General features: G+C 49.3%; 24 protein-coding genes and 1 tRNA gene. 7 read left to right on the forward strand and 18 right to left on the reverse strand.

What is annotated here, in order from left to right; genetic code table 11:
* Nucleotides 1–50 precede the first annotated feature (50 nt).
* Complete coding sequence (locus tag VFT64_02110; GenBank protein HEU5046616.1) at nucleotides 51–797, forward strand: hypothetical protein; 747 nt, start codon at nucleotides 51–53, stop codon at nucleotides 795–797.
* Here VFT64_02110 and VFT64_02115 read toward each other — a convergent pair.
* The 5 genes from VFT64_02115 to hemW all read right to left on the reverse strand — a co-directional run bounded on the left by VFT64_02115 (nucleotide 786) and on the right by hemW (nucleotide 4,488).
* Nucleotides 786–1,673: a DMT family transporter gene (locus VFT64_02115; GenBank protein ID HEU5046617.1), complete on the reverse strand. Its 888-nt coding sequence runs from the start codon at nucleotides 1,671–1,673 to the stop codon at nucleotides 786–788. The genes VFT64_02110 and VFT64_02115 overlap by 12 nt on opposite strands.
* A 25-nt stretch (nucleotides 1,674–1,698) precedes the next feature.
* The gene (locus tag VFT64_02120) at nucleotides 1,699–2,187 is read right to left on the reverse strand and encodes an FUSC family protein (protein ID HEU5046618.1); all 489 of its coding nucleotides are present in this window, start codon (nucleotides 2,185–2,187) and stop codon (nucleotides 1,699–1,701) included.
* Between the two features lie 136 nt (nucleotides 2,188–2,323).
* Nucleotides 2,324–2,755 carry a CBS domain-containing protein gene (locus VFT64_02125; GenBank protein HEU5046619.1) on the reverse strand — a complete coding sequence of 144 codons (432 nt, stop codon included), beginning with the start codon at nucleotides 2,753–2,755 and terminating at the stop codon, nucleotides 2,324–2,326.
* A gap of 27 nt (nucleotides 2,756–2,782) precedes the next feature.
* Complete coding sequence (locus VFT64_02130) at nucleotides 2,783–3,082, reverse strand: hypothetical protein (protein ID HEU5046620.1); 300 nt, start codon at nucleotides 3,080–3,082, stop codon at nucleotides 2,783–2,785.
* A gap of 161 nt (nucleotides 3,083–3,243) precedes the next feature.
* Nucleotides 3,244–4,488: a radical SAM family heme chaperone HemW gene (gene hemW, locus VFT64_02135; GenBank protein HEU5046621.1), complete on the reverse strand. Its 1,245-nt coding sequence runs from the start codon at nucleotides 4,486–4,488 to the stop codon at nucleotides 3,244–3,246.
* 14 nt (nucleotides 4,489–4,502) lie between these two features.
* Here hemW and VFT64_02140 point away from each other — a divergent pair, with 14 nt between their 5' ends.
* Together VFT64_02140 and VFT64_02145 are read left to right on the forward strand one after the other, a co-directional pair.
* Nucleotides 4,503–5,336 carry a hypothetical protein gene (locus VFT64_02140; protein ID HEU5046622.1) on the forward strand — a complete coding sequence of 278 codons (834 nt, stop codon included), beginning with the start codon at nucleotides 4,503–4,505 and terminating at the stop codon, nucleotides 5,334–5,336.
* A 112-nt stretch (nucleotides 5,337–5,448) separates the two neighbouring features.
* The gene (locus VFT64_02145) at nucleotides 5,449–6,033 is read left to right on the forward strand and encodes a phospholipase D-like domain-containing protein (protein ID HEU5046623.1); all 585 of its coding nucleotides are present in this window, start codon (nucleotides 5,449–5,451) and stop codon (nucleotides 6,031–6,033) included.
* Nucleotides 6,034–6,039: 6 nt separating this feature from the next.
* On the opposite strand, the gene ruvC is transcribed toward VFT64_02145, so the two are convergent.
* The 6 genes from ruvC to VFT64_02175 all read right to left on the reverse strand — a co-directional run bounded on the left by ruvC (nucleotide 6,040) and on the right by VFT64_02175 (nucleotide 10,348).
* Nucleotides 6,040–6,519 (reverse strand): crossover junction endodeoxyribonuclease RuvC, encoded by a 480-nt coding sequence (gene ruvC / locus VFT64_02150; GenBank protein ID HEU5046624.1) that lies wholly within the window; start codon nucleotides 6,517–6,519, stop codon nucleotides 6,040–6,042.
* A 6-nt stretch (nucleotides 6,520–6,525) separates the two neighbouring features.
* Nucleotides 6,526–7,275, reverse strand: a complete 750-nt coding sequence (locus VFT64_02155; protein ID HEU5046625.1) for a YebC/PmpR family DNA-binding transcriptional regulator — start codon at nucleotides 7,273–7,275, stop codon at nucleotides 6,526–6,528.
* Nucleotides 7,276–7,286: 11 nt separating this feature from the next.
* On the reverse strand, nucleotides 7,287–8,144 hold the full coding sequence (gene purU, locus VFT64_02160) for a formyltetrahydrofolate deformylase (GenBank protein ID HEU5046626.1): 858 nt from the start codon (nucleotides 8,142–8,144) through the stop codon (nucleotides 7,287–7,289).
* Nucleotides 8,145–8,213: 69 nt separating this feature from the next.
* On the reverse strand, nucleotides 8,214–8,999 hold the full coding sequence (gene proC / locus VFT64_02165) for a pyrroline-5-carboxylate reductase (protein ID HEU5046627.1): 786 nt from the start codon (nucleotides 8,997–8,999) through the stop codon (nucleotides 8,214–8,216).
* Complete coding sequence (locus VFT64_02170; GenBank protein ID HEU5046628.1) at nucleotides 8,996–9,499, reverse strand: YbjN domain-containing protein; 504 nt, start codon at nucleotides 9,497–9,499, stop codon at nucleotides 8,996–8,998. Before VFT64_02170 ends, proC begins: the two co-directional genes overlap by 4 nt.
* A gap of 348 nt (nucleotides 9,500–9,847) precedes the next feature.
* Nucleotides 9,848–10,348: an RT0821/Lpp0805 family surface protein gene (locus tag VFT64_02175; GenBank protein HEU5046629.1), complete on the reverse strand. Its 501-nt coding sequence runs from the start codon at nucleotides 10,346–10,348 to the stop codon at nucleotides 9,848–9,850.
* Between the two features lie 122 nt (nucleotides 10,349–10,470).
* On the opposite strand from VFT64_02175, the gene VFT64_02180 reads away from it, so the two are divergent.
* Nucleotides 10,471–11,373 (forward strand): cation diffusion facilitator family transporter, encoded by a 903-nt coding sequence (locus VFT64_02180; protein ID HEU5046630.1) that lies wholly within the window; start codon nucleotides 10,471–10,473, stop codon nucleotides 11,371–11,373.
* Between the two features lie 12 nt (nucleotides 11,374–11,385).
* On the opposite strand, the gene VFT64_02185 is transcribed toward VFT64_02180, so the two are convergent.
* The 4 genes from VFT64_02185 to VFT64_02200 form a co-directional block, all read right to left on the reverse strand.
* On the reverse strand, nucleotides 11,386–12,177 hold the full coding sequence (locus VFT64_02185; GenBank protein HEU5046631.1) for a hypothetical protein: 792 nt from the start codon (nucleotides 12,175–12,177) through the stop codon (nucleotides 11,386–11,388).
* 72 nt (nucleotides 12,178–12,249) lie between these two features.
* A complete protein-coding gene (locus tag VFT64_02190; GenBank protein HEU5046632.1) occupies nucleotides 12,250–13,233 on the reverse strand; it encodes a cupin-like domain-containing protein in 984 nt (327 codons plus the stop codon).
* A gap of 26 nt (nucleotides 13,234–13,259) precedes the next feature.
* Complete coding sequence (locus tag VFT64_02195) at nucleotides 13,260–14,462, reverse strand: hypothetical protein (protein ID HEU5046633.1); 1,203 nt, start codon at nucleotides 14,460–14,462, stop codon at nucleotides 13,260–13,262.
* Between the two features lie 532 nt (nucleotides 14,463–14,994).
* Nucleotides 14,995–15,068 (reverse strand) — tRNA-Gln (locus tag VFT64_02200).
* A 204-nt stretch (nucleotides 15,069–15,272) separates the two neighbouring features.
* Between VFT64_02200 and VFT64_02205 the strand changes: the two genes are divergently transcribed.
* Nucleotides 15,273–15,554: a hypothetical protein gene (locus VFT64_02205; protein HEU5046634.1), complete on the forward strand. Its 282-nt coding sequence runs from the start codon at nucleotides 15,273–15,275 to the stop codon at nucleotides 15,552–15,554.
* A 72-nt stretch (nucleotides 15,555–15,626) separates the two neighbouring features.
* Here the strand turns inward: VFT64_02205 and VFT64_02210 are convergent, their stop codons facing one another.
* From VFT64_02210 to VFT64_02220, 3 genes are all read right to left on the reverse strand, one after another.
* Complete coding sequence (locus VFT64_02210; protein ID HEU5046635.1) at nucleotides 15,627–16,082, reverse strand: response regulator; 456 nt, start codon at nucleotides 16,080–16,082, stop codon at nucleotides 15,627–15,629.
* Nucleotides 16,083–16,093: 11 nt separating this feature from the next.
* Complete coding sequence (locus tag VFT64_02215; GenBank protein ID HEU5046636.1) at nucleotides 16,094–18,346, reverse strand: PAS domain S-box protein; 2,253 nt, start codon at nucleotides 18,344–18,346, stop codon at nucleotides 16,094–16,096.
* Between the two features lie 157 nt (nucleotides 18,347–18,503).
* Nucleotides 18,504–19,160 (reverse strand): DUF2726 domain-containing protein, encoded by a 657-nt coding sequence (locus VFT64_02220; protein HEU5046637.1) that lies wholly within the window; start codon nucleotides 19,158–19,160, stop codon nucleotides 18,504–18,506.
* A gap of 143 nt (nucleotides 19,161–19,303) precedes the next feature.
* On the opposite strand from VFT64_02220, the gene VFT64_02225 reads away from it, so the two are divergent.
* Together VFT64_02225 and VFT64_02230 are read left to right on the forward strand one after the other, a co-directional pair.
* Nucleotides 19,304–20,635, forward strand: coding sequence for an ammonium transporter (locus VFT64_02225; protein HEU5046638.1), 1,332 nt, complete (start codon nucleotides 19,304–19,306; stop codon nucleotides 20,633–20,635).
* A gap of 37 nt (nucleotides 20,636–20,672) precedes the next feature.
* A complete protein-coding gene (locus VFT64_02230) occupies nucleotides 20,673–21,701 on the forward strand; it encodes a methyl-accepting chemotaxis protein (protein HEU5046639.1) in 1,029 nt (342 codons plus the stop codon).
* Nucleotides 21,702–21,896 lie beyond the last annotated feature (195 nt).

Genomic DNA, 21,896 nt, shown 5'->3' on the forward strand with positions numbered 1-21,896 from the left:
ATTTACAATATATGGCTTTATCTCATAGTCTTTGAAAAATGGAGAGTAAAATGGAAGGAGGCTGTGAAAAAATCCCGCAAGTGACGCTGGCGTTCTGGATTATCAAGATCGCGGCCACAACGCTTGGAGAGACCGCAGGCGATGCTGTGACGATGTCCATGAATCTGGGGTATCTGGTGGGGACCGCCATTTTTGCCTCTATTTTTATCGTGGCCGTCAGTGGCCAGATCATGACCAAACGCTTCCATCCGTTTCTATATTGGGGGGTGATTATTGCCACCACCACGGCAGGCACCACATTAGCCGACTTCGCCGACCGTTCGCTAGGAATAGGTTATGCGGGCGGTTCATTGTTGCTGCTTGTGTTGCTGATGACGTCACTTGTCCTGTGGTATTGGACGCTCGGCTCTGTCTCTATCGATACAGTCCACACTGTCAAAGCGGAAATATTTTACTGGGCGACGATCATGTTTTCACAGACACTCGGCACGGCGCTGGGCGACTGGATGGCGGACTCCACAGGGCTTGGCTATGAAGGTGGTGCGCTGGTGTTTGCGGTGGCGCTTGCCGTGGTCGCATTCGCGTATTACCGCACGAAAGTTTCTCATACGCTGTTATTCTGGGCGGCATTCATCTTGACGCGCCCGCTTGGCGCCACTGTAGGCGACCTGCTGGATAAGCCAGTAGCGCAGGGCGGCCTTGCCCTGAGCCGCTACACCGCATCCGGCGTGCTGTTGATATTCATTATCGCATGCATCCTGTTGCTGCCGCAAAAAGCGTTGCAATCACGGCACTAGCTCCGCAGTGCTTTCCGCCTCTTCCGCAGTCCAGGTGCTGCCTGCCGAAGCAAGAATGACCATCCCTATGGCAAACAGCTGTATGGCGCCAAGCGTTTCTGAAAGGAAGACTACGCCACAAACGGCTCCGATGGCGGGTTCCATGCTTGAAAGTATGCTGAAAGTGCGCGTAGGCAGCTTGCGCAGCGCAAACATTTCCAAAGAATAGGGCAGGGCGCTGGAGAGAATGGCGACACTAAGTGCCATGGGTAGAATAGCAAAGTTAAACAGAGAAAGCCCGTGCTGCGCAAAACCAATGGGAAATACGAAGCAGGCGGCGATGCTCATGCCAAGCGCTGTGGCCGTTCCGCCATGCACTGTGTGGCTGGTTTTCTTGCCGAAAATAATATAGATCGCCCAGCAGGTGGCTGCCCCAAGCGCATAAGCTGCCCCAACCGGGTCAATGTTAGAGGAAAGTTTTGTCACCGGTAACAACAGCACAATTCCGCCCGCAGCGCATACTGCCCAGAGAAAATCCTTCCAACTGCGTGTATGCAGCAAAGCAATCGCCAGTGGTCCTGAGAACTCCAGGGCAATGGCAATCCCGAGCGGAATACGGGCAATCGCCATGTAAAAAAGCAGGTTCATGCTGCCAAGCGAAAGCCCGTAAGCAAACAGGGAGAACCATTCATTGCGCTTCGGCCATCTGCGCCAGGGGTGGCCTACCGCAATCAATATGCAGGCGGCAAACAGCAGGCGCAGCGAGACGACCCCCAGCGGAGAAAGCGTGTGGAAGAGGTGTTTGGCAAGCGATGCCCCCGTCTGGATGGAGAGCATGCCCACTGCAAGCGCCGCGATGGCATAAGTGCGTGAAGAATCGGTAAGCTTTAAAAACATATAATGTTCATAGCTTACCGGTTGCTTACAATAAAGGGCTTTCCGTTCTGATAGCCCATTTCTGCATGGGAACGATCAGCCAGGCAATCAGCAATGCCATCGCACTCCCCAGGAACACTTCCATAACGCGGTGCAGTGCCACAAAAATCCCTGTCGCGCTTGAACCATCCGCAATCGCCGAAGTGACGACAATGGCTGTGGTAATGGAAGCCACACGCCACCCTGTAGGAGTTTTGAACAGGTGCTTAACAAAAATCGTAGCTGCCAGGGCAAGTGGAAGCAAAAGGTCCTGCTGCCGGACAACCAATAAAAATAGTAACCCCGTCAGGCATCCGATAATCGTGTTGCTGATACGCAGTTTGAAACTGGCCCAGGTGGTTCCTGTATTAGGTTCGGTTACAAGGATCAGGGAAATAACCGCCCATAACGGATTGCCTCCGAACAGCACATGGATGATAAACCATAAGATGCTGGTTCCGAGGAAAACACTGAGACCGAATTGAACACTGGGCAAGCCCTGTGCCTGCCTTAAAAGACGTAATAAATGCATGAAAATATGTTGTAAGCTAAAGTGAAACGCGCATAGAAAGATGCGGCAGCATAGCCTAGCTACGCTGCCGTATGATAAAAGGCCTATTAAATGGTTGAAGCTATGCGGCTTTCTTGCCCATAGTGCATTCTATAATCTGGCTGATTTCCTGCATCTTATTATCCTTCTTCAAGATAGCTCCGAAGGAGAGTATGCCGCGCAGCTCGCCGTTCCTATCCTTCACCAGCAGACGATTGACATTGTGCTCGCGCATGGTTTCGGCCGCTTTATCCAATAGGTCATGCTCACTGCAGAAAAATAATTCCGTCGTCATATGATTACCGACCTTTTCTTTTGCAATATCCTTGCCCCTGGCAACAGCGCGCAGCACGATATCACGATCCGTAATGACGCCTTCCAGTATACCATTGGTCATAACTGGTAAAATCCCGCATCTCAGCATTTCCATCTTCATCGCGGCGTCCTGCAGGCTATGCTCAGAAGTAATAATAACGGGATTAGCTTTCATGATATCTCTTACTTTGGTCTGCATATGCTGTTCCTCACACTGTTTAATGTATTACTGCGGCATGGTTTCTGAAGGACCGCCTGTTGCCCCGCCGGTGTTTTCCGGATTGGTAGATTTTTCCGGATCGATTGGATGGCGCCCGCTAAGTTTCTTCTCCATACTTTTGCAATATTCAAGGCGCTGTTTGTATTCCCTGGTACTGAACTCAGTTTTATGCTCATGCAGACTATCGCAGTCTTGCTTGGTCATGCTGGAATAAGAGGTGGTCTGGGCATTGGCCGCCATAACGGGGGTAACTACAAGGAAAGCAAAGAGAAGTGAGCGTATTGATAGATTCCTGATATTGCTCATAACCCTATCCTTTCCATATTTAGCGGCGGCAGGTGAGGAAAACCCGGCGGTTTTCATACCTTACACATAGAAAAAGCGGGGTTTTATTTCTATAAGAAATCCCAAGAGCTTTATAAACAGTCTGTAAATTATGGTGCCAAATGTTCCTTATGCAGACGAATCTAGGGGAGTTCGGCAAGCAATTCCCGTGTTACGCTATTAAGCAGCAGCCGCCCCTCCGGCGTAGTGCGGATACGCTGCGCATCCGCTTCGACAAGACCGGCTGTCTGTAATCGCTGAATTGCGACGGGGGATAGCGCCGCATGTAAATCCAGCCCCGTGCGCTCCTGCCATTTGCGGTAATTAATACCGTCTGAAAGCCGTAAGCCCATCAAAACAGCTTCTTCCAGTGATTCTTCGGCGGGAATTTCAGTCTGTATGGAAAGCCCCGCTCCGGTACGCTCCACTTGCTCCAGCCAGCGTTCGGGACTCTTAATATTCTCCGTCGCGTAACGAATAGCTGCGTGGGTACGCGGAGGAGTGCTAGCGACGACCTCGCGGGGGAATCCCGGCAAAGCCGGGATGGGGGAAGCGTTCCCCCCATAATCAATACTATATCTTCCGTGAGCGCCAGCGCCGATGCCGATATAATCCTGACTCTGCCAGTAAGCCATGTTATGGTGGCTTTCACCGCCAGGTTTGGCGTGGTTGGAGATTTCGTAAGCTGGTAGGCCGTGCGCTTCCATCACCGACTGTGTCAGCATATACATATCTGCGGCCAGCCCCTCTTCCGGCAACAGGAAGCCGCCATTATGATAGATATGATGAAAAGCCGTATTTTCTTCTATGGTAAGCTGGTAAAGTGAAAGATGGTCGCAGGCATATTCAAGCGCCTGTGTCAGTTCACTTTCCCAAGCCGCAAGTGTTTGGCCGGGGCGTGCGTAAATTAGGTCGAACGACATGCGCGGAAAGGAGTCTCTTGCTAATGCCAGCGCTTGCAACGCCTCATCTGTGCTATGCTCGCGGCCAAGAAATTTGAGGTCGGTAGCATTTAGCGCCTGTACCCCCACGGAAACGCGATTCACACCGCTGGCGCGAAAATCACGAAATTTCTGGGCTTCTACGGATGTAGGGTTGGCTTCCAGTGTGATTTCGGCATTTTCTATCATAGGCCAGAAACCGGCAGTTGCATCGATTAATGAAGCGACTGTCTCAGGAGGCATCAGGGAAGGGGTGCCGCCGCCAAAAAAGATACTAACCACTTGCCGTTGCGGCAATTTCTGGGCATAATAAGCAAGCTCGGCAAGCAATGCCTTCTGCCAGCGCGCATTATCGACACTGGCGCGCACATGGCTGTTGAAATCACAATACGGACACTTGGATTTGCAGAACGGCCAATGAATATATATGCTGAGCGGACGGGACATGTAAGGAAAGCACGATGAAAGCGGATAAAGCTGCAAAGCAGGCTCTTATAAACATATTAAACGGGATTTACAGCGAAATCCACACGATTGAGAGTAATTTGGGTATTCGTGCGAGCGAAAATGATTATCGCCCGCGTATCGAATATTTCCACGACGCCGTGCGCGTGCTAACCTCCGGTGTTTCATTGGACAAACGTTTGTCTGTGGAATTCCTGGCCTATGATATTTCCATGCTGCGCCATATCCAGGCCAATCCCGTTCCCCGTAAGAATGATAAAATGAATCTCTCGCCGGGAACCGCGGTCGTTAAAAGCGGATATGCAGACGATTATGCCGCAACACCCGCACAGGCACGGGGGAGATTATCCGAATTATACAAAAATTACGCTGTTCTGTTTGCGGCCCTTTTCGCTGAACAGGCTGACCGGGATTATCAATCCAAGGTCAATGAAGGCAATTATGAAGTGGAGACTATTGCGGAACTGGAGCACGCAGCAAAACAGGCCGCCAAGAAGCAGGGAGCGGAAGTAGACCTCGCGACGTTTGTTGAACAGAATATGGGCGACCCTGATCTGATGAAAAAAATGCTGGCGGCGCTCGGGAATAAAAAGAAAAAAATGCTGGCATCGGATCTGGTCAAGCATACGGCGCATATGATCAAGGAGGCCGATAATAAAATCAAAGAGGCCGATAAGGCGCACTTCACTTATGTCACCAGCCAACTCGCTGTGTATGAGAATGCAAAAGACGTGGTTAAGAAAATGGCGGTCAGCGGTATGAATATCGTCGGCCAGTTCGTTGAAAATGCCATGAGCGATATCGCACGCGGTGGCGGCCGGGGAAGGTAAGATAAAGCAAAATGACGTCGGTGTAAGTTCGTTTTTAACAAAGTGAATACTTGTTTGCCTTGATCGAATATGCTAGCTCAGTGATGGAATCAACTTTCAGCGGGCGGCATTTATGAAAAACCATTATCGGCTTGCGGTTTCCTTCCTCTTTCTTGCGCTGAGCCCTTTCTCGGCACAGGCAACTTTTTTCTCCGATGATTGTCCGCTTCCTGCTGTGAACGGTAAGAATGCGAGTTTTGAAACGGCATTCACACCCGATAGCCACCCTACGGAACGTGTGGTCACTACATTGCGCGAAGCCAAGCACAGCATACGCGTAGTCGCTCATACCTTTATCTCTAAGGATATCGCAGTGGAACTGGTCAAGCTTGGCCGTAACGGCAGGGACGTCAAGATTCTTCTGGATAAAAATAAAAATGAGTCGGGATATACGGCAGCCAAGTTCTTTATCACCATGGATAACCCGCCTCACATTCCAAGAGATATTAAGAACCAGTATGAAAACTATATCCTGATCGATGATAGTGAAATTATCCTCGGCGATATCGGCGCACTGCAGGGCTCTTATGACGAGCCTAAAAACTCTGCAGGCATTTTAATTATCCGCAATGTTCCCGAACTGGTAAAACGTTACAATGATAACTGGCAGCGCCTTTGGGACGGCTCGCAGGTCATGGTGGAAAAAATAAGCAAATAATTTACGTTACTGAAATCTGTGATGATGCGCGTGGCAGATTGCTACCGCAAGCGCATCCATCGCATCTGCTCCATGTGAGCCGCAGCCGGGCAGCAGCATCTGCACCATCTGCGCCACCTGATGTTTTTCCGCTCGGCCGATGCCGACCACGCTTTTTTTCACAAGCGTAGCTGCATATTCACTGACTGGAAGACCGCTTTGCACCAGCGTCAACAATATCGCGCCGCGTGCCTGTCCAAGCTTCAGGGTGGATTGACCGTTCACGTTGACGAAGGTTTCTTCCACCGCTGCTTCGTCCGGATTATATTGCGCGATAATGGTGCTAAGTTCGCTGCTCAGATGCAGCAGGCGTGGCGCGATGACTTTCTGTGAACTATCGGTTTTAACAGTGCCACAGGCAATGAGCGAGAGCGAATTGCCGCTGCTGCGGATAATACCCCAGCCTGTTTTCTGCAATCCCGGATCGATGCCGATGATGATGCCCATATTCGCTTACGCGCTCAGGCGTTCGAGAATATCGTCTGCGATTTCGTAATTGGCGAACACTTCCTGCACGTCGTCGTTATCTTCCAGCACATCGATCATTTTCAGCAATGCAGCTGCCTGTTCTTCATTGACCGGTGCGCCGGTCTTGGCAAGCCAGGTGAGCTTTGCCGATTGCGGTTCACCGAATTTCTTCTCAAGTGCATCGCGCACTTCGCCAAACGATTCCGGCGAGCAGGTGATCTGATGATGTTCTTTATCCGATTCGCAATTTACAGCGCCTGCTTCGATGGCGCCTTCCAGCATCGCTTCTTCACTGGCTTTCGCAGCCGGATAGGTGATGATGCCGACACGGTCGAACATGAAGCTCACACTGCCGCTTTCACCGAGATTGCCGCCTGCCTTGGAAAACGCCGCGCGTATTTCAGGAGCGGTGCGGTTGCGGTTGTCGGTGAGGGCTTCCACGATCACAGCCACGCCGCCAGGGCCGTAACCTTCATAGCGCACTTCTTCGTAATTATCCGTATCACCCTGACCGCTGGCGCGTTTAAGCGCATCGTCGATTCTGTCCTTGCTAATATTTTCCTGCTTGGCTTTCAGGACGGCAGCGCGCAAACGTGGATTATGCGCCGGGTCCGGAGCGCCCGACTTACAGGCTGCATTGATTTCGCGCATGATCTTCGTGAAGACCTTTGCTCTTTTCGCATCCTGCGCGCCTTTACGGCGCATGATGTTTTTAAACTGACTATGGCCTGCCATGAGACTATTCCTTATTTGAAAACGACCGTTTTATGGCCGTTTATTAAGACACGTTGTTCGATGTGGTATTTGATGGCGCGTGCAAGCACGGAGCATTCGCTGTCGCGCCCAACTGCTTCTAGATCTTCTGGTTTGTAAGTATGGTCCACGCGCGTGACTTCCTGTTCGATGATCGGTCCTTCGTCCAGATCCGCAGTCACGTAATGCGCCGTTGCACCGATGAGTTTCACGCCGCGATCGAATGCCTGATGATAAGGTTTCGCACCTTTGAAGCCGGGAAGGAATGAATGGTGGATGTTGATGACTTTGCCAACGAGACGCGCGCAGAGTTCCGGCGAAAGCACCTGCATATAACGCGCAAGTACGACGAGTTCAATCTTGTGTTCCTCGATCAGGTCAAGCACCTGCGATTCCTGAGCGCGTTTGTCGCCTGCTTCAATCGGCAGATGGTGGAACGGAATACGGTTCCACTCGACGATCTCGCGGAAGTCAGGATGATTAGAGATAATCGCAGGGATTTCGACCGGCAATGTTCCTGTGGTGTAACGATGCAGCAGATCGTTCAGGCAGTGTCCGTAACGTGACACCATGATCAGCACGCGCGGCTTGACAGCCTTATTGTGCAGCTTCCACTCCATGCCGAATTTCTGTGCGACCTTCGTATAGAAGAGTTTGCGTAGTTCTTCTTCCGGCGGCGTGTTTTCATCGGTGGCGAATTCCATGCGAAGAAAAAAGCGTCCCGTGGAAGCATCGCCAAACTGAGCGGACTCGATGATGAAACCGCCATTGTCACACAGGAATGTACTGACGGCTGCGACGATACCGCGCACGTCATAGCAGGAGAGGGTGAGGATGTATTGATTGCTCATAAAACCGGAATCGTTGTTTACGCACGCTACAGATATAGGAAAAGCGGTGAAGAATCAATACTGTCGCTGTTAGTGTAATTCCTTGCCGCGCTTCACTGCAGCGGCGACTGCATCGGCAAACAATTGCTTCAACGCATCGTCTTTCATCAGCACGCTGAGCGCTGCTTCCGTCGTACCGCCTTTGCTGGTTACATCAGAACGCAATTGCGCGAACTCTTTTGAAGAAGCAGCAGCAAGCGCAGCACTGCCGGCAACGGTGCTCATGGCGAGCTTTCTGCAAATAGCTTCAGGCAGTCCCTGCGCCACACCTGCGACAGTGAGTGCTTCCAGCAGAAGAAAGATGTAAGCGGGCCCGCTGCCTGAAACGGCAGTGACGGCATCCATCAGTGATTCATTTTCAAGCCACACAGTTTCACCGGCAGCTTCCAGCAAAGCAGTGGCGACAGCTTTTTGTGCTTCGCTCGTTTTGCGGTTAGCACAGAGTGCGGTGATGCCTTTGCCGATCAGTGCGGGAGTGTTGGGCATCGTACGCACAATAGCGGCATCGCCCAGATGCTTCTCGAAATATGCAATGTCTTTTCCTGCAGCGATGGAAATATAAAGCGGTGCATCGCCGAACTTCTTCGCAAGTTCAGGAAGCAGCTCATCCATCGACTGTGGTTTGACGGCAAGCACGATGCATTCAGGTGCAATATTCACATCATCAATGTTATTGATGATGCCGTCTTGAGTGATGTGTGAATCAACAACGGTGATCGCATCCTTGCGCATTCCGTGCGCGTGCCATGCAGCAAGCAGGGCGCTGCCCATCTTGCCAGCGCCGAGCAGTAATAACGATTCAGGAAAACGGCTCACGCTTCGCCGACGGTTTCAAAGATAGCAGCAGTGAGAGCTTCTTCTGCGGACTTGTTGCCCCAGATGATTCCCTGGAATGCGGGGAAGAAACGTTCGCACTCAGCGATAGCGATGTCGATCAGATCTTCGAGCTGTTCGATCGCCATCACACATCCGCCACGCATCAGCATCGTGTGACGGAATGCGACAGAATTATCATCACTCGAAAGATCGAAGTGACCGATCCACAATTTATCATTGACCATCGCGAGCAGCGGATATAATTTTCGTGTCACCGCTTTAGGAAGTTTGGTTTCAAATGCGCAGGAAAAAATCAGCGCACCTTGATCAGGCTGCCACGTGAACCAGATGCGATAGTTGCACCACGAGCTATTTACTTCGGCAACAATTTCTTCATCGGCGGGACGATCGTATGCCCAGTCGCGATCGATGATCACCTGCTCGACGAGGTCGAGAGGATTGGAAAGAATATTGTCGTTTTCAACGCGCAAAGTTGTCATGGGCGTATCCTTTTTTTGTAAGCTTTTAGGAAGGCCTAACTTAAACAAAACCGCAGAAAAGTCCAGTTTTTATATATAAACGGCCACCCAAAATATTCCCGCGCGGGAAGAGTGTGCACAAAAAATAGGCAGTCAATTTTCTATAATAATATGCGTGGATTGAGGGGGTGTTTTGTACACGTTATTCTCATAAATCAGCATTAATAATTAGTCGCAATAATATGTAAAAAATATTAAGTTGTTGTTATAAATAGATAAAATAAATTTCTATTATTAAACAAAGGCTTGAATATAAAAATAAAAAAAGGGGAGCAATTGCTCCCCTTTTCTGAAGTTCTATCCGCGAGCTTACTGGACGATTTTCCAGCTGCCATCCGGCTGACGGCAGGCACGGCCGTAAGCCGACTGTCTTTCACCGCCTACAACAATGGTCTGCTGGAATTCACGGCAATACGTGCCGTCATCGGTTCTGTAATATTGTTCCGGTGTGATAGTGCCGGAGTTACCGCTCCTGGGATTACGCCAGGGCAGGGACTGACCGGGCTGGGAATTCTCCAGCGCGTTCTGTGCAGTCTGGTTTGCATAAGCAGCGTCTGCCTGGTCAAGCGATTTGCCGATCGAGCTGCCCACGAAGCCGCCGAGGATCGCACCGGCTGCCGTGGAAACGAGACGACCGCGGCCGCCACCGATGGTGGAGCCGGCAAGAGCGCCGAGTACGCCGCCGCCAACCGTGCCGATATCCTGTTTAGAAATGCCGCCGGTGGATTGACCAGCGCCCGGAGGGGGAGGATTGCAGCCTGCCAGCATGGAAGTCACGAGCGCAAGCGCAATGAGTTTCTGGGTCTTCATAGTATTCTCGTCCTTTATAGTTAGAAAAATAAGGCGTTATATACAGTACTGTTTATTTCATAAAACAGTCATGTTATCAATAGCGGTATCATTATAGTTTCATTAACCGCACATTACAAATAATGCATAATCAAGCCAACCATCTGCCTTATGCCGAAGTCGGCTCTCTTATGCGCCGCGCTTCACTCATGTCGCTCATTGTCGGAGTAACGCTGGTGGTGCTGAAAGGCGGTGCATGGCTGATGAGCGATTCGCTTAGCCTGATGTCTTCGCTGGCCGATTCGATGCTGGATGTCATGGCCTCGACCGTGAATTTTATCGCCATACGTTACGCGCTGCGCCCGCCGGATGACGATCACCGTTTCGGGCATGGCAAGGCAGAAGACCTGGCAACGCTTGCGCAATCGACTTTCATCTGCGGTTCCGGCGGCTTTCTGGTGATTGAGGGCATCAAGCGCCTGTTTCTCCCGGAGCCTGTCTATAACAGCAGCATCGGGATTGCGGTCATGGTGGTATCCATTGTCATGACGTTTGCGCTTGTACTCTACCAGCGCCATGTAGTGAGGAAAACGGCATCAAGCGCAATTGCAGCTGATGCCATGCATTACTTTTCCGATTTCCTTATGAATATCGGTGTGATCGTGGCCATCGTCATGGCATCGCATTTCGGATGGAAGACTGCAGATCCGTTGATTGCACTGATTATTGCCGGAGGTCTCATACACGGCGCTTACCATATGGGAAGGGCTGCGTTCAATAACCTGATGGACAGGGAGTTTTCCGATGCCGAGCGTGAGGAGATCAAGCGCGTTGTTCTGGGATTTCCCGACATCAGCGGATTACACGATCTGCGTACCCGCAGGGCAGGAATTCATGGCTTCATTCAATTCCATCTTGTGTTTTGCAACCGTGACATCAGCCTGAAACAGGCTCACAAGATTTCCGACAATGTGGAAGAAGCGCTCGCGGCAATTTACCCTCATACGGAAATACTGATCCATCAGGATCCGTACAATGACGGTTAGATGACCTGAGCTTTAGAGCGGAGTTGTATCACCTGCTAATTTAGTATGGGCAATACGGACTGTTAGTTCAAGTCGTTTGGCAACCAGTGTTTCCAGTCGTTCCATTTGTTCAAAAGAACTTGTTGTGCATAAACATTCCGGTGCGTTTCCATCTGTGCATGCTTTGAGTATGTAGTTAGGTCGCCACATAGCATGCGTGGCACCACGATTTTCGCCACTCATGTATTTTTCGACTTCCAGATGACTGAGCTGGTGTTTCCATAATGTTTTTATGAGTCTCTTTCCCCGCCATATATCTATGGAGGATGAGCGCACAATCACTTTAGGATTACGCCACCCCCATATCCATATAGTATCCAGGCAAATTGCTGTTGCGATGATCACAAACGCTAGAGACAATGCTAGTGCAAAAGAATGTATTTCCGGATGGTGATAGATATAGGCCCCATTGCCCAGCGCGATTGCGAGTGCCAGCGATATAATGCTGATATACCTCCAGCAGGACGAAGAGATGATAACCGCATCAGACGACTCTTCAATTTGCAGTTGCCAGTTGGGCCTTCCCACCCAGCCGCGGAAAGGAGCCTGTATAAACCGCAATAATCTGGGAAGGGGAAAATATTGCTGCCATATTCTGCTGAAGAAAAAGAGGATGAGGACAAGCAAAAACAGGTAAGCAAAGTATAAGCCGATATCATCGCGCGTCTGATAGGAAAAAAGTGTCGCCGTACACGCCTTTATCCCTGTGATGACTAGAAAGATAATCAGAAACAATTTTGCGACTGACATCGGTTTTTGGCTCATATGGCGACCATGTTAATAAGTTATCGGTACCATTATGACTTTTTTAATCGGATCGACAACAGATATGAAGTGCTATGGTAGAAACACTTTCATATGCTCGCAGCCGCGGATATTGCCTGTGGTGATACTGATACTCGTGGAAAGCGAGGTAATATGATGCCACCAGCCTACAGGAATAAAAAGACAGTCACCCGGTCCAATCTCGACATCAATAACCGTGGCATTAGCGAACTCGGGATATTGCTGCAGATTGGGAGCCAGCAGATCAAAGTCGCTACTGCGCGGATGAGTGTTGTTATACATATAGGGCACCTGCAGAGCAGGAACGAGGCGTACTAATTTTCTGCCATATACCTGAATCAGCATAACATTGGCATTATCGTAATGCGCAAGCGTCTGTGTGCCTGCCGGACCGATCAGTATATGATGAGGCTGTTCGTCACTGTCCGGCGTCAGGTAGTCAAGGTCGCTCAGTTCGTTGCGCAACGAAAGAAAGGCTGAACTGTTGAACTCAGAATTCACATTGGTCATATAGAAATTATTGGTCGGCGGCGTATTTTCCACCAGCTCGATATATTGGCCGAATGCAATAATGCGGCGATACTTAGCAGTATTATGTTCATAAATGGAGCCCGCATCGCGCCCATACTGAATCTGCACTTCAGTTCCGGCGCCAACCTTGTCTACAAGATTACGCGGCGTCCAGCCCTTTGCCGTGCAGCCTTCCAGCGCGTTTGAGAATAAGCCTGCCCGATTAGGGTAGCAATATTCTTCTAAAAACTGTTCGTGTGCGGGAAGGGGAGTTTTTGTGATATGCAGATATTCAGGAATATGGCGCAATTGCTGGTCGAGCGACATCATAAGCTTTTCACGGCGTGAAAGCCGTGTGTAAAGCTGTTCTGCTGCAGTAATATAAGGCATGGCAATGGCTAGTTCAGCCTCGATTTGTTCATGCCTAAATCCGACCTTGAGCAAAGTAGAACGCAGCTGCTCAAGCGTATAACCGCTCGATACGGAGGAGGCGATCCATTGCTTTATGTCAGTGCTGTTGCTCATGCAGGGATAAAATATATCCGAGCACTTTAGAGTCCCTTCTGCAGAAGCACAACCCTGTTTCCGAACATGGGCGATAGCGGCACGAAGGCCTCAATCCCTATCCGGCCCGGATACTCATAGGTCGTATCTTTCGAGTAAGCGCCATTGGCACGTATGGTGGCGCCAACACTGAAATTGATGACGGTTGCCCCTTCAATTCCGGAACCGCTGTCAAAAACAGAAGTGTAGAAACCGCGCGTTTCCGTGTTTTCCGATTTGCCGGTCTGGGGATTGACACGAATAACATGTTTGGTCGCCCCTATAAGCGTAACGCCCGGATGCACACGTATGGATGCAGTAGAAAGTGGCGCATTGTTTCCGACACCCCGTGTAAACCCGGATGCGTCAACTTTTCCGCCCATAATATCAAGCGAACCCGAAGTATCAGCCTCCCACGAAACGCAGTTGAAATTCCTGCGGCCAGCATCTGTCTGCGAGCTTACAGGAACGAAATCCTTCGCCTTATGGATATCGATATTATTGATGACATTCTGCCCGGACTGGAATTTGGCGGCGCGGCGCGTATTGCCGTTATAAATGACGGTGAGTTTATTGATTACGCCACCGGTATTGCCTACATTCACCTGAAAAGCGTCATCCTCCTCCGCATCGCTACCGGTGAGATCTACAGTGACTTCGCCGATATTATAAGGACCGCTGCCGAAAAGCACCAACCCACGCGCAGCGCCGACATTGTCACCGAAAATGCCGTTACCTACCGAATTAAGATGGGAGGCTTTGAGCGTACCGCCTTGAACAGATTTCACACGATTGAGATACATGCCCGCAACGATATTTGTCGCCTGATGCCGCAATGTACCGAAATTGATGAAGGTAACATCACCAAAAACAAGAGTTCCACCATTTACTCGGATACCTTCCTGCGCATAGCCTACGCCATTCATCAGGAGTGAACCAATATTTAAATTACAGTCATTGCATGTAAATAATATATCGACTTCAGCGCTGGGTTGCCAGGCTGCTCCAGGCGCAAAATCCAGCGTAATATTGTGGCCTGTTATAGAAATAGATCGGGTTTTTACAATGCCCTGGAACTGGTAGTTTCCGTTCTGGGATAGAAGGGCCTGAACTTCCTGAGTCTGGTCCTGACCGTTGCCTTGAATAACAACAACGTTGCCGGCAGTGTTTGCATTGGCAATAGGACAGAAAACCATCACAAGAACAGCCATGCATATCGCTTGGATAAATGCTTTATGGGATAACATAAAAATCCATTTATAATAATACTGGTTGATAAAAGAGCACAAACAAGGTGGTGGAATTGCAGCAATTCAACAATGTGTAATCGTCTAAACAGGTTTTTTTATAGGGGGCTGCTTAACGGTCCAGCGGAGCCTAAATATAAAGGCGTTACGATGACCACACTTACCCTGGCGATGGCCCTTGCGCTCAATTAAATGACGCAATAGCACCCTGCAGCTCTAATGTTTCTATATGGGATTATAAAATAAAATTAACGTTAACGCTATGACAAAAATAGCGGCGATAGGTTTAATGCCTATTGCGAAGCATGAATGCTTTAAAAGCCACTACCACAGTAGGTTTAACAAATTTTTGCAATAGTTTTGCGAACTGCATTTCCTTTTAGAAGATATCCATAGGCATATAAGAGGAATATAAATATTTCTAGATCCTAAAAATTCTGCACACGCACAATTAGAAAATGCGGAAGATGTGGGAAGCAGTGCTTTTTGAGAGAGTTGGCTGGGGGACTAGGACTCGAACCTAGATTGACGGAGTCAGAATCCGCTTTCCTACCATTAGAAGATCCCCCAATCGGCCGGAAGGCATTGTTATATGCTGATGCAGGAAAATTCAATAGTAATTTTTAGGGGTAACAAGAAATTGGAGAAATATGGGGTATGGTGATGCATATACTAAAAATTGAAGATCATATAGGGTTCACAACTATAAATAAGCCGCTATAGTGAGTCCGCATCTGAGATAAGGTGCCTTAAACCCAAACAAAGGAGTAAGGAATGAAAAAACAGCTATTACTGGGTGTTGCAGCGCTTAGCATGATCGCGGTCAACGCATACGCGGTGGAAGATAATATGACGGCTCCGGGTGCAAGCGATACTCCGGCGGTTGCGTCTGCCGATCAGGATTCGCAGAAAACAACGACTCATAAGCATCGTCACCACCACAAAGGCAAAAAGAAGAAAACCAGCAAAGCTAAAGAGCAGGAGTCCACTGCACAGGAAGCAAGCGAACAAGGCGGTGAGCCCGCACCTGTTGGCGCACTGAGGGAAGGCCGCTAATCCAACTTATAATCCCCGCATCAGGTAACCTTGTTGCGGGGATTATCTGTCGAGAAGTAAAGAATTAGAGTATTACGCTGAATTTCCGGGCAACAATGCAATGCCAAACCAGTATTCTTTAATACGCCCTACAGCCTCGCATAATCCTTCAAAATTTACGGGCTTCTGAATGTAGGTGCTGGCGCCTAATTCATAGCATTGAACTACGTCTCTTTCATCGGAGGAAGTGGTCAATATGACAACAGGAATCTTTTTCAGGTTCTGATCTTGTTTCATAAGCGACAGGGTTTTTTTGCCATCCAGTCCCGGCATGTTCAAGTCAAGTAATACAAGCCCCGGCTTTGCTATGGCATCATCATTGGCATATTTTCCCTCATGCTTCATATAATCCAGCGCTTCCTTACCGCTCATGCACCAGTGCACGGGATTATTAAGATGCGCTTTTTTAAAGCTGCGAACAGTCGCATTATAATCATCCGCATTATCTTCAACCAATAATATAGTAGGAAAATCAATAGATTCATTCATAAATTATTCCTTTATACGATCGTAAAATAAAACGTGCTGCCTTTACCTAACTCAGACTCCAGCCATATCCGCCCACCATGACGTTCAATAATTTTTTTAACAAAAGTCAGCCCGACCCCGGTGCCTTTCTTGTTATCATCCTCCACATTGAGTCTTTTAAAAATACGGAATATTTCTTCAAAAAACTCTTTCTCAATACCGATGCCGTTATCGCGTACATAGAAAACACTTCGTTCTGTGCCGTATGGTCTTACCACCTCATCTAAACAGCCGATTTCAACGGTCTTTCGATGGCTGTCATTATACTTAATGGCATTGACGATAAGGTTACGAAATACTTCAGTAATACGCACTTTATCGCAGACAATGACAGGTAAGGGGCGGGGAATCAGTATTTCCCCATTACTATCCTTTAAAGTGGTTTCAATCATACCTCCAATGTCATGTATGACTTTATTCAGATCTGTCTGCTGGATGGCCAGTTCCTGCCGGCCAAGCCGGGAGAAATAAAGCAGATCGTTCACGAGGCTTTCCATACGCTGGCAGAGATAACCTAAGCGTTGCAGCCTGCCACGCCCCTCAGCATCCAGCTTGTCATTATAATCCTCAAGCAGGAAACTTGCATTATTAAATAAACCGCGCAGGGGCTCTTTAAGGTCATGAGAAGCAATATAGGCAAAATCATCCAGCTCCTGATTGCTGCGTTTCAAATCCAGAATTAACTTTTCTCTTTCACGGTCTGCTTGCTTGCGCATCGTAATATCGTGGATGATTTTTGAAGCACCGATGACATTCCCGGCAGCATCATGGACAGGGGAAACGGTAACAGAGACCTCAATCGCTCTGCCGTTTTTAGTGACACGGGCGGTTTCAAAGTGATCGACAGACTTATTGGCGCTGATCTGGCCGATAATATAATCTTCTTCGGGGAGACGTTCCGGCGGAATAATGAGCGAAATATGCTGGCCGATAGCCTCGCTGGCGCTATAGCCGAATAAGCGCTCTGCAGCAGCGTTCCATGAGGTGATGATACTTTGGAGAGTTTTACTGATGATGGGATCGTCAGAGGAGGCAACAATCGATGCCAGCAGGGCGCGTTCGCGCTCATCCCGTTTACGCTCCGTAATATCTCTTATGAAAGCAGTAAAGAAGTAATGATCCAGAATATTCTGGGCCGTAATGGCTAGCTCGACGGGAAATAGCTTGCCTTGTTTATTCAGGGCAGAAACCTCAATGCGCTTGTTCAGCATGGGGCCGGTGCCGTCGGCTAAGAAACGCTGTAATCCTTTAGAATGTGCATCGCGGTGCGCAGGCGGAATAATCAGAGCGGCAAGGGATTGGCCTATCGCTTCTGCGCGCGGCCATCCGAAAATCGTTTCGGCCTGCGCATTCCATTCCATGATTAGGCCGTTCTCATCCATGGTGATAACCGCATCCAGCGAATGCTCAATCATTGCCCTCAATTTGCTCTCACTGCTTGCCAGTAATACTTCTGCCTGTGTTTTTCGGTAAAATCCGGCCGCAAGCGCGAGAGCAAGAATGATGGTGGTAATGCCAGCAATGGTAAGCGCCAGAATCTCAAAATCCTGACCGTGTTCGTGTACATGGCCGGCATATGGAATCATGACGGAGGCTGCCATTCCTGTATAATGCATACCGCAGATACCGGCCCCCATGACTAATGCAGCCGCCATCTGGAATAGATAACGGTAAACACTCGTATGTCGTGCCAGCGTAAAAGCAATCCACAATGCGGCAGCCGATGCCACGATTGCAATGACGACCGATAAGAGAAAAAGAGCAGGGGTGTAACGTAAATCAGCATCCATGACCATGGAGGCCATGCCCGTATAATGCATACCGCAAATGCCAATCCCCATCAGTATGGAACCAGTGAGTACTTGCCGCAAAGTAAGCTGTTCGCGTGCGACTATGCCCAGCACACCGTAGGAAACGGCAATGGCAATAAGCATCGAGATAAAAGTAAGCTCTGGATTATAATGGACAGCCATATGCATTTTGTAGGAAAGCATGCCTATAAAATGCATGGACCAGATACCGGCGCCCATGGCGAAGGCGCCGCCCAAATGGAATAGATATTTTCCTTTTAAATTCTTTACGCTTACAAGCTGCTGCGATAATGAAAGGGCGGTATAGGAAGCAAAGCTGGCAACAGCATAGGAGAGAACCACCAGCGTGAGCTGGTAAGAACCATGTTCTATATAGCTAGGAAGAACGCCGGATATGAAGAAAGAATCTAACATAAGAACAATGTGCTCAACCTATATTTGATAATGTAAGTATAATTTAATAATAAAAATAGCAAAAGTTATTTGCCTGTCAGGTTTATATTAAGCGTGCATCCGGTTCTTTAAACTCTTCATGAAATTCTAAGCTTGCCTTAGTAGACACCTTATTTATTTACCATACGGTAGTATCTTTACTGGCCTGAAGCCGAGGTGATTCATCCGGGAAATCACCGACCGTTAGCAATAAAGGCCCATCGCCGCTTCGCAGCCAGCGAAATCTTTCTTGAATCGTTGCATGCGTATCGGTTTCGTTAAACCGCTCAATACGGTAACCGGCGCCTTGCAGTATACGGTCACGCAGGGCATCGTCCTTATTATTATGTCCCTGACCGTCATACTCGACGATTGCTATCACCCTGAATGTATCTTTATCGCAGATAACAAAATCGACTGATTTGGTATTAAAGTTTTTGCGCACCGTATTACGCCTCCAGCTGTTCCTTATATTATGGGCATGAGTGATCAGCGCATTAAAGGAAACCTGTGGATCGGGCAGGGTATTTAAAAGCATCTGGAATATCTTGCGCTCGCTCTGATTCATAAGACCGTCTGTTGCTGTAATCGGCAAATTTTCTGCATCAGCAAAGAGTTTCGATGACTGCGAGCGTAATTGTGCTTGGTTTTTTGTGTTATTACGGTGATTCCTGTATCGCCGCTTATTCGGAAAAAACAGCAGCAATATTTTAAGCATCAACACGACAATAAAGATAGCGATAATACCGGGATGCTTCAGGAGTTCAGATACAAACAGGTTCTGAATATTGTTCATACGTAATACCTCGGTTAAAACACCCTGTTGTCGCCTTTTTGCACCACACAGAGGTTTTTTTCAACGTGAAGTGGTAAATTAAGTGATTTCTAACCATTTATCGCGCATATTGTCTCGCGAAGACATAACAAAATGGGGTGAACATGAAAGCTTCTAAACTGATTTCCGTGCTGTTGCTGTGTGCGTTGGCTTCTCCCGTGCTTGCGCAAACGGCGGAACCTGCTGCAGCTGCTGCGCCTATGGTCGATTCCGGCAATACCTCTTGGTTGCTGGTTTCCACTGCGCTCGTGATGTTGATGACTCCCGGCCTTGCATTCTTTTATGCAGGCATGGTGAGCCGTAAGAACGTAGTTTCCACCCTACTGCAGAATTTCGTGGCGTTAGGCGTGGTCGGCCTGCTTTGGATAGTGGTGGGTTACAGCCTGGCATTCAGCGATGGCAATCCTTACATCGGTGACATGTCGTTCCTGATGCTCAAAGGCTTGGACGGCCAGCTCTATGGTGATGCAAAAGTCCCGCATTATGCTTTTATGGCGTTCCAGATGATGTTTGCCGTCATTACCCCGGCGCTCATCACGGGGGCTATTGCGGAACGCGTGCACTTTAAGGCATGGCTGCTGCTGCTGGCGCTGTGGAGCATATTCGTGTATGCGCCCGTTGCTCATTGGGTGTGGTCGAGCAAAGGCTGGATTGCTGCTCTGGGTGGCCTGGATTTTGCAGGCGGCCTCGTAGTCCATCTGACCGCAGGTGTCGCAGGCCTTGTCGCTGCCATCATGTTCGGCAAACGCAATATGGGCAATGAAGTAAACCGTCCGAATGACGTATCCATGATCATGCTGGGTGCTGCTCTGCTGTGGTTCGGCTGGTTCGGTTTCAACGCGGGTTCGGCTATCACGTCAGGCTTCCTTGCCGCGCATGCTTTCGTTACAACGTTTGCCGGTGCTGCTGCGGCGATGCTTGGCTGGTTGCTGGTGGACTGGATTAAAAATAGCAAGCCGAGTGCCGTGGGCGCTGCTATCGGTCTCGTTGTCGGTCTGGTTATCGTAACGCCCGCCGCCGGATTCGTCTCGGTTGCTTCCGCTATCTTTATGTGCGGCGTCGGCAGCGTGATCTGCAACACCCTTGGTCATCTCATCAAGACCAAGACCCACCTGGACGATACGCTGGACGTGTTTGCCTGCCACGGTATTGGCGGCGCTCTCGGCGCCATCATGACCGGTATGTTCGCAACCAAGCTGGTGAATCCTGCCGTGGCTGTTGACGGTATCCTGATCGGTGGGCAGATCGGAACCCTTAAGGCAAACCTGATTGGCGTGATTGCGGTTGCGGTGTTTACTGCAGTTGTAACTTACATTCTCATCAAGATTGTCAACGTTATCACTCCGATTCGTGTTTCTGAGACAGAAGAGACAGTGGGGCTTGACGTATCCGTGCATGGCGAAGTATCACGTTTCCACGACAGAAGGGCACAATAACTACAATGCTTAACCAGCCTGCGATGGATGTATAAAAATGAGTTATGTCAGTATAGCCACGATTATCACGGACATTCAGGACAGGGTTGAGAAGTTTGCGAAAACCAGTGAAAAAATCTCCGGCCAGATTAACCTGCTTGCTTTGAATGCGACCATCGAAGCGGCAAGGGCCGGAGATTCTGGGAGAGGGTTTGCGGTAGTTGCTGCTGAAGTGAAGAATTTAGCTAAGCAGGCCGCGCAGAATTCCAAAGAGCTGAGAATTGACGTCATCAAAGAGATCCAGACGCAGACCGGGATACTGCAGAAGCAATTTGACGATAAGGAATACGGCCGGCTCTCCGAAATGTCCCAAACTTTGGTGCAGCTCATTGTGCGTAACCTGTATGAGCGTACTGCCGATGTCAGATGGTGGGCCACAGACGATGCGTTGTTTCGCTGCCTTGAATCAATGGAGCAGGCCGCCGTCACCTACGCCATCAGTAGGCTGGAACTGATTAACCGCTTTTATTCTGTATACCTGAATCTTGTGCTGGTGGACCCCAGCGGCAAGGTTATCGCATGTTCGCAGCCGTCACGTTTCCAGCGAATCATGGGAGCGGATCTCTCCACAGTGTCGTGGTTCAGGAAAGGTTTAAGTACAACAAGCGGCGACCAGTATGTGGTGGACGATATTTATTTTGATCCGCTGCATGAGAATAAAATGGTGGCGGTTTATGCCACTGCGGTGCGTTCCGGGGGCAGGGTGGACGGTAAGCCGGTAGGCGTGCTTGGAGTATATTTTGATTGGGACGAGCAGTCCAAGATCATCGTGCGGGATGAGCCCAGCCTCAGCAAAGAGGAATGGGAATACAGCCGCGTCATGCTGCTGGACCAGAATATGCGGGTTATCGCTTCGTCGGATGGAACCGGACTGCTTACTTCTTTCATGCTTGAGCACAAAGGCGAGAAGAAAGGCTATTACTTCAATAAAAATGATGAATTGATCGCGTTCGCCAAGACGCTTGGCTATCAGGAATATGATGGCCTGGGATGGTATGCGGTCATTGTGCAGAAAATAAGGCGGTAGCAATAGTAACCCCGGATGCTGAGAATCGTGGATACCGGCAATTCGCAACACATAAACATCCACAGGAGGAAGAAATGAACAAGAACTGGATAAGATTATCTTTGGCTATGACAACGGCACTGACGGCGGCAACGTCTTTTGCGGACGAGGCTTCAAAACCTGCACAGACCTGGTGGAGCGGCACGACATTTTCCG

It is taken from the genome of Rickettsiales bacterium (assembly GCA_035765535.1).
Lineage (GTDB): Bacteria > Pseudomonadota > Alphaproteobacteria > Rickettsiales > JABCZZ01 > JABCZZ01.